This is a genomic window from Nigerium sp. (assembly GCF_039811905.1).
Classification (GTDB): domain Bacteria; phylum Actinomycetota; class Actinomycetes; order Propionibacteriales; family Propionibacteriaceae; genus Propioniciclava.
On the sequence record NZ_JBDHZL010000089.1, the window covers coordinates 1 to 10,813 of the forward strand.

Annotated in this window: 12 protein-coding genes; 1 reads left to right on the forward strand and 11 read right to left on the reverse strand. The window is 70.3% G+C overall.

The window, feature by feature from the left end; genetic code table 11:
• Positions 1-30: 30 nt before the first annotated feature.
• From WMJ97_RS12080 to WMJ97_RS12095, 4 genes are all read right to left on the reverse strand, one after another.
• Positions 31-894, reverse strand: coding sequence for an ABC transporter permease (locus WMJ97_RS12080; protein ID WP_347349249.1), 864 nt, complete (start codon positions 892-894; stop codon positions 31-33).
• On the reverse strand, positions 891-1,718 hold the full coding sequence (locus WMJ97_RS12085) for an ABC transporter permease (protein ID WP_347349250.1): 828 nt from the start codon (positions 1,716-1,718) through the stop codon (positions 891-893). Before WMJ97_RS12085 ends, WMJ97_RS12080 begins: the two co-directional genes overlap by 4 nt.
• Positions 1,711-2,631, reverse strand: a complete 921-nt coding sequence (locus WMJ97_RS12090) for an ABC transporter ATP-binding protein (RefSeq protein WP_347349251.1) — start codon at positions 2,629-2,631, stop codon at positions 1,711-1,713. Before WMJ97_RS12090 ends, WMJ97_RS12085 begins: the two co-directional genes overlap by 8 nt.
• Positions 2,632-3,277: 646 nt before the next feature.
• Positions 3,278-4,681 carry a DUF4921 family protein gene (locus WMJ97_RS12095; protein WP_347349252.1) on the reverse strand — a complete coding sequence of 468 codons (1,404 nt, stop codon included), beginning with the start codon at positions 4,679-4,681 and terminating at the stop codon, positions 3,278-3,280.
• 62 nt (positions 4,682-4,743) lie between these two features.
• Between WMJ97_RS12095 and WMJ97_RS12100 the strand changes: the two genes are divergently transcribed.
• Positions 4,744-5,304: a WhiB family transcriptional regulator gene (locus tag WMJ97_RS12100; RefSeq protein WP_347349253.1), complete on the forward strand. Its 561-nt coding sequence runs from the start codon at positions 4,744-4,746 to the stop codon at positions 5,302-5,304.
• 36 nt (positions 5,305-5,340) lie between these two features.
• On the opposite strand, the gene WMJ97_RS12105 is transcribed toward WMJ97_RS12100, so the two are convergent.
• The 7 genes from WMJ97_RS12105 to WMJ97_RS12135 all read right to left on the reverse strand — a co-directional run.
• Entirely contained in the window at positions 5,341-6,159 is an 819-nt protein-coding gene (locus tag WMJ97_RS12105) for an HAD family hydrolase (RefSeq protein WP_347349254.1), read from the reverse strand.
• A 130-nt stretch (positions 6,160-6,289) separates the two neighbouring features.
• A complete protein-coding gene (locus WMJ97_RS12110) occupies positions 6,290-6,709 on the reverse strand; it encodes a DUF202 domain-containing protein (protein ID WP_347349255.1) in 420 nt (139 codons plus the stop codon).
• A 14-nt stretch (positions 6,710-6,723) separates the two neighbouring features.
• Positions 6,724-7,086: a DUF202 domain-containing protein gene (locus WMJ97_RS12115; RefSeq protein WP_347349256.1), complete on the reverse strand. Its 363-nt coding sequence runs from the start codon at positions 7,084-7,086 to the stop codon at positions 6,724-6,726.
• A gap of 66 nt (positions 7,087-7,152) precedes the next feature.
• Positions 7,153-8,544 carry a shikimate transporter gene (gene shiA, locus WMJ97_RS12120; protein ID WP_347349257.1) on the reverse strand — a complete coding sequence of 464 codons (1,392 nt, stop codon included), beginning with the start codon at positions 8,542-8,544 and terminating at the stop codon, positions 7,153-7,155.
• Positions 8,545-8,686: 142 nt separating this feature from the next.
• Positions 8,687-9,628, reverse strand: a complete 942-nt coding sequence (locus WMJ97_RS12125; protein ID WP_347349258.1) for an aminoglycoside phosphotransferase family protein — start codon at positions 9,626-9,628, stop codon at positions 8,687-8,689.
• A gap of 7 nt (positions 9,629-9,635) precedes the next feature.
• Positions 9,636-10,397 (reverse strand): type I 3-dehydroquinate dehydratase, encoded by a 762-nt coding sequence (aroD, locus tag WMJ97_RS12130; RefSeq protein WP_347349259.1) that lies wholly within the window; start codon positions 10,395-10,397, stop codon positions 9,636-9,638.
• Positions 10,398-10,583: 186 nt separating this feature from the next.
• A partial coding sequence (locus WMJ97_RS12135; RefSeq protein ID WP_347349260.1) for a MerR family transcriptional regulator occupies positions 10,584-10,813 on the reverse strand: 230 nt, incomplete at its 5' end.

Genomic DNA, 10,813 nt, shown 5'->3' on the forward strand with positions numbered 1-10,813 from the left:
GGGGGCACTGCCCGGGAGCGCCCGCCCTACTCAGCGCAGAAACAGCCGGCGCAGTCGCAGCGCCGCCGCGAGGACGCCGACCACCGTCATGACGCCGAAGTACGCGACATGCCCCACCGTCGCCGACGTGAAGACGCCGACCGAGAGCTGTCGCATCAGCTCGACGCCGTGCCACAGCGGCAGCGCCCGGATGACGGTCTGGATGGCCTCGGGGTAGACGGTGATCGGGTACAGCGTCGCCGAGAACAGGAACATCGGCAGCATCACCAGCGGCACGAGCTCGACCTGCTGGAAGCTCGTCATGAAGCTGGTGACCGCCATGCCGATCGCCGCGAAGCCCAGCGCGATCAGCAGCGACACCGGCAGCATCGCGAGCGCCCACCACGACGTCACGAGCCCCATCGCGGCGATCACGACCAGGAAGCCCAGCGAGTACAGCAGGCCCCGGAACAGGGCCATGAAGATCTCGCCGAGCGCCACATCCATCGGCCCGAGCGAGGTCGCGAGCATCGACTGGTACACCTTCGAGTACCGCAGCTTGAAGAAGACGTTGTTCACCGAGTCGTAGATCGCGCCGTTCATCGCCGACGTGGCGAGCAGGGCCGGCGCGATGTAAGCCGCGTACGTGATCGGACGCCCGTCGGGCCCCGGCACCTCGCCCACGAGCTGCCCCATGCCCACGCCCATCGCGAGCAGGTAGAACACGGGCTCGAAGAAGCCGGTGGCGATGACCCCCCAGTTCTGGTTGCGGATCACCGCGAACCCCCGCGCGACGACCGCGCGGGCGTTGCCGGCGTAGAGCCCGCCCAGGCTCGTGCCGCGCCGGTGCAGCCGGCCGAGGGCCTGCTCGACCGCCGCCGAGCGGGCGGGGGACGCCGCCGAGCGGGCGCTCACCGGACCAGCCTCCTCGCGAAGGTGCGGTGCGCGACGGCGAGCCCGCCGACGGTGAGCCCGACCAGCACCACCAGGTGCACCGCGACGAGCCACCCGGGCACCGGGAGGCCGAAACTCGCCACGCGGGCCAACTGCGTGCCGTGGCACATCGGCGACAGCCAGCCGATCCAGCGCAGGAACACCGGCATCGACTCCAGCGGGAAGAACGTGCCCGCGAACAGGAACATCGGCATGACGATCAGGCGGTTCACGAAGTTGAACTGCAAGCCCTCCTCCTGCAGCGTCGCCGAGTACGCCATCAGCGGCGTGAACATCGCCAGCCCCGCGAGCACCCCGATCGCGACGCCCAGCAGGGACGCCGCCGTCGGCCACGCGCCGAACGGCAGCCCGATCAGCCAGAAGATCGCCCCCTGCAGGCCCAGCCGGACGACCATGCCGGCCGTCTCCCCGTCGGCCATGTTCGCCGGACGCATCGGCGTGGCAGACGCCGCCAGGTAGTGCTTCTGCCACTTGAACCCGCTGAAGATCGGCCAGGTGCCCCAGCCGGCCGCCGTCATGACGAGCGTGGCGATGAGGAGGCCGGGCGCGACGAAGTGCAGGTAGCTCACCCCGTCGACCGGACGCTGCACGAGCGCGCCCAGGCCGAGCCCCATCGCGGCGAGGTAGAGCAGCGGGTTGCCGAGGGCGGTGAGCAGGAACGTCCAGAAGAACGGGCGCTCGGCGCGCAGCCGGAAGTCGAGGAAGTAGACCCACCCGTGCCGCCGGACGCCGCCCGCGAGCGCGCGGTGGTCGAGGCCGTGGTCGGAGACGATCGGGCTAGTCAACGAGGGACCTTCCCGTCAGGCGCAGGAACACGTCCTCCAGCGACGACCGCCGCACGAGCGACGTCAGCGGGGTGAGCCCGCGGCGTCCGATCTCGTCCAGGATCGCCTCGCCATCCTCGGCGTACAGCAGGACGCGGTCGGGAAGCACCTCCACCCGCTCGGCCAGTGCGCGGAGCTGGGGCTCGACCTCGGCGTTGCGCTCGGACCCGAACCGCACCTCGGCCACCTCGCGCGACGAGAACCGCCGGATCAGCTCCCGCGGGGACCCCTCGGCGACGATCTGCCCGTGATCCATCACGATCAGGCGGTCGCAGAGTTGCTCCGCCTCGTCCATGAAGTGGGTGGTGAGCACGAGGGTGACCCCCTGCTCTTTGAGCCGGAACAGCCGATCCCACAGAATGTGGCGGGCCTGCGGGTCGAGGCCGGTGGTCGGCTCGTCGAGCAGCAGGATGCGCGGCTCGTTGATGAGCCCCCGCGCGATGGTGAGCCGCCGCTTCATGCCGCCGGAGAGCGCCTGCACCTTCTCGGACGCCTTCTCCGACAGTTGCGCGAACTCCAGCAGCTCGGCCGCCTTGGGCCGCAGGAACGACAGCGGCAACCCGAAGTACCGCCCGTACACGATGAGGTTGTCGCGGGCCCGCAACTCCTCGTCCAACGAATCCTCCTGCGGGACGACCCCGAGGTGCGCCCGCACCTCGGGGCCCTGCTCCTCCGGATCCATCCCCAGCACCGTCAGCGACCCCGACGTGCGCAGGGAGTTGCCGCCGATCATGCGCATCGTGGTCGACTTGCCGGCCCCGTTGGGCCCGAGCAGCCCGAACGACTCCCCCGCCTCCACCGAGAAGCCGACATGGTCGACCGCGACGAAGTCGCCGTAGGTCTTCGTCAGGTCGTGGGCTTCGATCACTGGCACCTGCCGGACTCTAGCCGCCGCGTCCGACAAGAAAAAAGCAGCACCCGGACGCCGGCCGCGTCAGCACAGCTTCGTCGGAAGAGCAATGCGTGCCCGGGACACTCCCCGGCGCCCGTGGACGACCGCGGCGGCGTGGGGCGAGCGTTCGCGCGCCCGCTGGCCACGGGCGTCCGCCCGGACGACGCCTCCGGTGAGCACACGCGGGGGCGGCGTCCCCGGGCATGTCCCCCCTTCACGAAAGCCGTCCAGACGTGTCCAGAATGGTCATGAGAACGTCTTTATGAATGCATACTTGAAAGCGGGACGAACGGAGCGGGGGGAAATGCTTCGTGAATCCCGAAGCCATCGGACGGCTGAGGCACTGGGGGGTGCCTCCCGGTGGGCTCGCGACCTGACCGCTCGCGAAATGCCGAATGGGGACGCCTGGACCAATCGTCTCCGACGCCACAGCGGCGGCCTCTCTTGGGCGGGGGAACCCGGAGGGGCCGCCGCTTCGGCGTCCCGGACCGGAATAGTTCTCTCGCAGAAGAATGCGGGAAGAAAATGTCCCCATTAAGTGGGACGCGTTCACATCGTCCCCATTAACAGGGACAAACAAAACCGGATCAATAGGGCCGCCAGAGCCGCCGCGACGACGCGCCCTGCGTCAGCGGCCGACCCGGTTGTAACGCAGCGAGTTGGGGCGGCACTCGGCCTCGAAGGCGATCCGGATGCTGCCGGCGACGCGCCCCTCCGACCGCAGCCGGAACAGTCGGTCGACCACCCTGTCGCGAAGATCGAGGGGGCTGATGGTGTTCACGTAGATGCGCGTGGCGCCCTCGAAACCCGCCAGCGTCGACACCCGCCACTTCAGCATGACGCGCCACGGCATCGACAGGTCGACGTCGATCGGGCGGGAGTGCCACTCCTCGTTACAGGCGACGTCCGCTCCGGTCGCGGCGTGCGCGGCGTGGATGAGATCCGACATGGCGCGCACCTCCTCCGGCGACTGCTCCCAGGGGTCGGAGTGCTCGCTCTTGGAGTAGATCTCGATCGTCGGGTACCGGTGCCCGAAGCCCGCGAACATGAGTGCGTGGTCGTTCTCCGCGATCACCAAGTTCTTGTAAGAGGCGTAGTTGGCGGCCCGTTCGTTGAAGATGTTCGCGTTGCGGCGCAGGCGCTGCAACGTCTCCTCGTGCCGGACGCCGCGCTCGTCGATCGCCACGAGCTGCTTGTGCAGGTGATCGAAGGACGCCCCGGCCGGCTTCAGCCAGTTCTGGAACACCGTGACGTAGCGCGCGTAGCGATTCAGTTCGTACAGCGACCGCGTCGAGGCGATCGTCAGCGCGACGAACTGCTCGTGCTCCTCAGGCGTCAGGGTGCCCGAGGAGGCGAGCTGCCCGTCGTCCGACGCCCCGTCGACGTAGTGCCGCCGGGCGACGACCAGGTCGTGCCCACCGCCGAAGAACGCCGAGGCTGTCGCTATCTTTTCGTCGTCGCTCATGGCCGCCACCTCGGCGTCCGACCGGCCGGACGCCCGCAGCTTGTACTCCACGACCGACAGCACGTGCGCGCGTCCGGCGACGCTGTCGAGGTAGGCCGCACGCCGGGAGGCCACCCGCCCCGGCAGGGTGTAGCCGTAATTCAGGTGCCAGTAGTCGTAGGAGAGGATCTCGAACAGATTCGGGATGCGCCGGAACTCCGCCACGGTGTCGAAGAGCCGCTCCGCCGGCAGGCGATACAGCGTTTCCCAGCCGCCGTCGTCGTTGCGGATGATCCGCGACTTCTCGGGGGGAGTTTCGAGATAGCGCCGCTCGCAGAACGAGCAGTAGGCACCCACCTTCGCAGGTTCCAGAGCACGAGTCTCACCACGCGGAATTCCCAGCGGCCGATTCCCCCGCCCGGGGACTGTCCATACCTCCGTCGCACTGAAAGGGTTAAGTTGCTTCACCGTTCCGTCGGCAAGGGTGGAGATGTACTCGGGGGTGTGGTCGTAAGGCTGCAACATCGAAGCTCCTGGTGGAAGGCCTACCTCAGGGTAGCGCGCCAGGGTTTCGCCAGCCCGTGGCATCGCGCCCGCCGACCGGGGGTAGTGGGTCGAACGGTGAGGCTCGCACGAAAGGAAGGACCACGATGACCACCACCCTCAGCCAGGCGACGCCTGGCTGTGTCACCAACGCTCCGCTGTTTCAGCACCCCGTAGTGGAGGACGGGGTTGCTCCGGCGGGGCCCGCACAGGCTCAGATGCTCGCGAAGGCCACCGCGATCTGCGCCACCTGTCCGTTGGCCCAACGGTGCCTGTTCGACGCCGTCACCCGCCACGACGTGTCTGGCTTCGTCGCCGGCACGACGGCCCAGCAGCGGCGGCAGATCCGCGCGCGGCTCGGCGTCCGGGTGCGTCAGGAGAACCTCGACACCGTCGCCGGCACGATGCAGGCGAATCATCCCGTCGATCGCGACGAGGTGGTCCGGCTGCGCCGCGCCAACCCCGACGAGACGCTCGAGCAGATCGCGATGCGCCTCGGCTGTTCGACGTCCACCGTCAAGCGCCATCTGCGCAAGGTGCGCAACGGCGTCGCCTCGAAACCGGAGAGCGTGTCGTCGCTCAAACTCACGGTCGAAGAGGTCTGGACGACCGCGCAGACCGTCAAGCGGCGCGTTGCGCGCCGGGACGCCCTGGCGACGGTCGCCTGACCTGGGGTGGCCCGCCTCGGGGCGGGCCACCGGCGATCACTGCGTGACGGCGCCCCTGACCGAAGCTCCGCCGCTGGGAAACCAGCGGCGGAGTTCGTCCGTCGTGCCACCCTCGGCGAATAGTCCCGTCACCTCGTCGGCGGCGTCCTGCACCTCGGGTGGGGCGTCGCCCAGCGCGACCCCCCTCCCCGCGAAGGCCAGCATCTCGATGTCGTTGCGCCCGTCGCCGAGCGCCAGGACGTCGGCAGGGTCGACCCCGAGCCTCGTGCACACCTGCGCGAGGCCGTGGGCCTTGTCGATGCCCTCGGGCGCGATGTCGAGCCAGGCCGTGTAGCCGACCGCGTAGCTGACGCCCGTCAGGCCCATGCGCTCGGCGAGCTGGATGAACTCGCCGTCGGAGGCGTCCGGGTCGCGCACGACCACGCGCGTGGCCGGACGCCGGGCGAGCGTGTCGAGGTCGACGACCTCGATCGTGCCGCCCAGCTCTCCGTCGGGGAAGTGCCGGTTCACCAGGTACCCCTGGCCGACGACCTCGACGGCGATGAGGCAGCGGGGGTGCTCGCGCGCCACCCGCTCGATGACGTCGCCGGGGTCGAAGGTGATGACCTCGTCGACGTGCAGCGGCGGGTAGGTCACCAGGACGGCGCCGTTCGACGTCACGTGCGGGCCATGCGCGAGGCGGAGGGCGTCCGCGACCTCATGGGTGGAGTGCCAGCCGCGGCCGGTGCAGAGCACCACCGGGACGCCTGCGTCCTGCACGTCGGCCACCGCGGACGCCAACTCCGCCGGGATGCGCCCCGCGCCATCCACGAGGGTGCCGTCGATGTCCAGGGCCACGAGCCGGGGTGCGTCCATGCACCCACCGTAGCGGGACGCCCTTGAGGGGCCTTCGCCGTCCTCGGCGGCAGCCACCTCACGCGGCCCCGAGCCCGTCGCTGGGGCGGACGCCCGAACCGGCCCGCGCCCCGGCCGCACCGGAGGCGTCCTAGCGGGGAGCGACGACGATCGGCACGCGCCCCAGCACGACGAGCGCGAGGGCCAGCACCCCGCAGATCGCCAACAGGGTCGCCATCGCCGCCGGCAACGCGCCGTCGGCGATGGCGACGTGATCGTCGGACGAGGACGTCAGCAGCGCGTGGGCGCGGCGGTGTGCGCGTCCGGCAGCCCAGAAGAGCGCGAGAGCCCCCGCGAGCACCGCGCCGGCCCCACCGACGGCAAGCACCGGGTGGGAGCCCCAGACGAGCCGCAGCCCGCCCGCGGCGACCGTCACGAGGGCGAGCACCGTGCGGCGCCACGCCAGGTTCGTGCGCTCGACCTGCATGCCGGGGTCGAAGATCGCGCGCCCGTCGGACGCGGGTCGCGGCTCGGGCGCCCCGCATTCCCCCCCGTCTGGATGATCGCTCATCGCGTCGTCCTCCCCTACTGGGCCACCAGGATCGTGGCGAGGATCAGCACGCCCGCGATCATGGTGAGGATCATCAGCGGCAGGGATCCCGAGTCGGGCGGCAGAGGACGCCCCGTGCGCATCGCCAGTTCGGTGCGGCGCCATCCCAGCCACGCCTGCACGGGCGCGATGACGCCGGCCAGCACCATGAGGGCGGAGGCGACGCGGCGTCCGGGAGAGGGAAGGTTCTCCGCGAACGCCTCGAGCGCGACGCCGACGGCGATGAGCGCGAGGCCCGTCCGGATCCAGGCCAGGAACGTCCGCTGGTTGGCCAGGGTGAAGCGGGCGTCCGGCTCGGTGCCGTGGTCGTAGACGCTGCGTGGGAAGCGGTGTCGCATGGCGGCAGTGTGCCTGATCGGCAGTCAATCAGCCGTCCCGGCGACGTTCGCCCCGCGCCAACGGCGTCACTCGGCCTGGATCTTGTCGGCGCTGACGTTCGCGGTGCCGAGGTCCTCCGGGAGCCGCGGCTTCATGAAGAACACCGTCAGGAACGAGACGACCGCGCCCAGCACCACGTACCAGGCGACGCCCGGCGCGCCCAGGCCGAGGCCGCCCTCGGCCTGCGGGCCCTGGATCCAGGTCGCGATCGAGGGGGTGAACCCGCCCACCAGCACCGCGGCGACCTGGTAGCCGAACCCGGCGCCCGAGTACTGATGCTTCGCACCGAACAACTCCGTGATCAGCGGCTGCTGCACCGACACGGCCAGATCGTGGGCGAGATTCACCAGGATCAACGCGAACACCCACGTGAGAATCAGATTGCCCGCCACCAGGCTGCTGAAGAACGGGAACGCGCCCAAGCCGCCGATCACCGCGCCGGTGAGGTAGACCGGCTTGCGCCCAAACCGGTCGGACAGGTGCGCGAACGTCGGAATCGTGAAAAGGCTGACCGCCCCGATCACGATCGCGATGCGCAAGAAGACCGCAGGATCCCAGTTCAGGGTGTTGCGCGAGTACGCCAAGCCGAACGTCGTGACGATGAACATCGTGAACATCTCGACCGCGCGGATACCGACGATCTGGAAGAACGCGATCGGATCCTTCGTGATGGCCTCCACCAGCGGGGCCTTCGCCCGCTTGCCGGGGGTGGGCTGGTCGTCCTCCTGCAGCGCGGCGGGCGCGACGTCGGCGTGGTGGATGTCGGCGACGCCGACCCGCACCCACAGGCCGACGGCCACCAACAGCCCGGCGACGATGAAGGGGATGCGCCACCCCCACTCGATCATGGCGTCGTTGCCCAGCAGCGTCAGGACGAGCAGGAACAGGCCGTTGGCCAGGATCAGGCCGATGCCGTAGCCCATCTGGACGCCGGACGAGTAGAACGCCTTGCGCCCCTTGGGCGCCTGCGAGACTGCCATCAGGGCGGCGCCGCCCCACTCACCGCCGACCGCGAAGCCCTGCACGCAGCGCAGCCCCACCAGCAGAATGGGCGCCGCGATCCCGATCGCGTGATAGCTCGGGATGCAGCCTATGGCCAGGGTGGCGATGCCCATCACGACGATCGTCCAGATCAGCATCCGCTTGGGGCCGAGTTTGTCGCCGAAGTGGCCGAAGAACGCGCCGCCGAGTGGCCGGAAGATGAAGCCGACCGCGAACGTCGCAAAGGCGGCGATCTGTCCGAGGGTCGGGTTGAGCTCGGGGAAGAACTGCTTGTTGAACACGAGCGCCGCGACGACCGTGTAGATGAGGAAGTCGTACCACTCCACGACGGCTCCGACGAAGCTGCCGAGCGCGGCGCGTCGTGCCATCTGGGGTGTGATCTCCGTGGGAGCTGTCTTGGCGTGCGCACCGGTCATGGGGCGTCATCCCCTCTCGTCATTGAGGCCGGACCATATGGTCCATAACGGGAATTTAGAGGGTGCGCCTCACCCGTGTCCAGAGGTACTCACCAGATAGTTCAATAGACGGTGCGGTGGTGACCCGCCTCGCGGGGCCGGGTCAGCCGAGCACGTCCTGCATCGCCTTGGCGATGGTGACGTTGCGGGTCGCCTCGTCCCGCTCGGACGCCGTGAGCGGCCGGCCGGCGCGGGCGGCGTCCTGGGCGAGCCAACCGCAGTTGATCATCGTCCGGAGGACGACCCAGTCGCGGCAGCGCCGCTCGTCGAGGCCGGCGGCGTCCACGATGCCGTAGAAGCGCTCGCGCAACGCGCCGCCGACGTCGCCGGTGGCGACGAGGGCGTCCCAGCGGTTCCAGAGCAGCGGCGCCGGCTCGAAGCACGGGTCGCCGTTGAATCCCTTGGGGTCGATCGCGAGCCAGGGCTCGCGGCGTCCGGCGAGGACGTTCGCGTAGTGCAGATCCCCGTGGACGACCGCCTGATGGCGGGCGCTCTCGGACGCCTCCCCCACCAGCGTCCACCCGGCCGTCAGCGCCTGCTGCACGAACCGCGGAGGCGCCGGGACGTCCTTGCCGAGCGCGGCGAGGTCGTCCAGCCATCCGCGCACGAACCCCGCGAGCGGAGGCAGCTGCGGCACGGCGGGCACGTGCAGGCGCCGATAGAGGCGCCCGAGGACGCCGATCGCCTCCTCGTCGGGAAGCGACGACAGGTCGCGCTCTCCGAGCCGCTCCAGCAGCAGGACGCCGCGGCGCGGGTCCGCGCGCTCCAGCCGCACGGCTCCCAGACCGCGCCACACCTTGAGGGCATCCGGCTCCCCCACGTTGTCCGGCTCAACGAAGACCAGCTTCAGCATCAACCGGACGCCGTCGGCGTCCCGCACCGGCAGCACGAGCGCGGTATGGCCGTGGAGAGGATCCCCGTCTTCGGCCAGCCCCCACTCCCGCAGGACGCCGCCCGCCACGCGCGGCAGCGCGTCCAGCCAGCGGGCCCACTCGGGGCCGCGCTGGCGGAACGCGTCGAAGCGCGCCGGCAGGGCGATGGGCAACCGCGGCTCAGAGGTTGCGGTCGATGAGGTCCAGGACCGGCTGGAGCTCTTCGACCGGCACCTGCCCGGGCGCGGAGGCGCGCCCGACCATGGCGAACGTCGCCGCCGAGCCGAACGCCTGCGCGGCGATCCGCGAGATGACCCCGCGGCCGGCCATCGCCATCGTGATCACGGGCGTCTCCGCGTGCTGCGACGCCATCTCCCAGGTCGCCGACAGCAGCGTGAGCACGTCGCCCTGGCTCTGGGGCATGACGGCCATCTTCGCCACGTCGCACCCGCGCTCCTGCATCGCGACCAGGCGCTTCACGATCTCGGACGCCTCCGGCGTCGCGTGGAAGTCGTGGTTGCTCCCCACGACCGCGACACCCTGGTCGTGCGCGGCCGCGATCACACGGTCGCCGGCGTCCGCGTCGAAGAACTGCTCGACGTCGACGGCGTCGACCAGACCCGACTCGATGAGCGCCACGTTGAGCGCCACGTACTGCTCGGGCGTCGCGGCCTGCTCGCCGCCCTCCCCCTTCGTGCGGAACGTGAAGAGCACCGGCTTGCCGCCGAGGGCGTCCACGACCTTCGTCGCCACCGCCTTGACGCTCTCGGGGCCGAGGGCCTCGGCGAAGAAGTCCACGCGCCATTCGACGATGTCGAGGGCGTGCTTGGCCAACTCGGACGCCTGCGCGACCAGCTCATCGGCGGTGCGACCCGTGATCGGGACGATCACCTTCGCGCGCCCCTCGCCGAGGACGACGTCCTTCATCTGTACCGTCTTCATTCCCTGTCTCCTGCCCCGTTGCTCGGTGTTGATTCGATCTGATTGTCAGGCTAGCGGGGCACCGCCACGCCCGGATCATGCGCGGACGTTCACACTCCGTACGGGCAGTGGGGGTCGACCGGCGCACCGAGCGCCGCCGTCACGTCGGCCGACGCCCGAGCGAGCGCGTCGCGGTGTGCGTCGAGGTCACGCCGGTGGGCAGCCAGCAGCGGCGCGCGCGTCGGCATCGCCGCCGAGGAAGTCACGCACCTGCGCGAGCGTCAGGCCGGCCGCCTGCGCGCGGCGGATGCCTGCCGCGACGGCGAGGTCGGCGCTCGAGTAACGACGGTGGCCATACTCGTCGCGTGCCGGCACGAGCACGCGCTCGTGCTCCCAGTGACGCAGGACGTGCGAAGTCACGCCGATGTCGCGGGCCG

Bases quoted from the DNA above. Each gene is read 5' to 3' on its own strand.
- WMJ97_RS12095 (WP_347349252.1), bottom strand. From the start codon at position 4,681: ATGCCACGGGCTGGCGAAACCCTGGCGCGCTACCCTGAGGTAGGCCTT.
- WMJ97_RS12100 (WP_347349253.1), top strand. From the start codon at position 4,744: ATGACCACCACCCTCAGCCAGGCGACGCCTGGCTGTGTCACCAACGCT.
- WMJ97_RS12105 (WP_347349254.1), bottom strand. From the start codon at position 6,159: ATGGACGCACCCCGGCTCGTGGCCCTGGACATCGACGGCACCCTCGTG.
- WMJ97_RS12110 (WP_347349255.1), bottom strand. From the start codon at position 6,709: ATGAGCGATCATCCAGACGGGGGGGAATGCGGGGCGCCCGAGCCGCGA.
- WMJ97_RS12115 (WP_347349256.1), bottom strand. From the start codon at position 7,086: ATGCGACACCGCTTCCCACGCAGCGTCTACGACCACGGCACCGAGCCG.
- shiA (WP_347349257.1), bottom strand. From the start codon at position 8,544: ATGACCGGTGCGCACGCCAAGACAGCTCCCACGGAGATCACACCCCAG.
- aroD (WP_347349259.1), bottom strand. From the start codon at position 10,397: ATGAAGACGGTACAGATGAAGGACGTCGTCCTCGGCGAGGGGCGCGCG.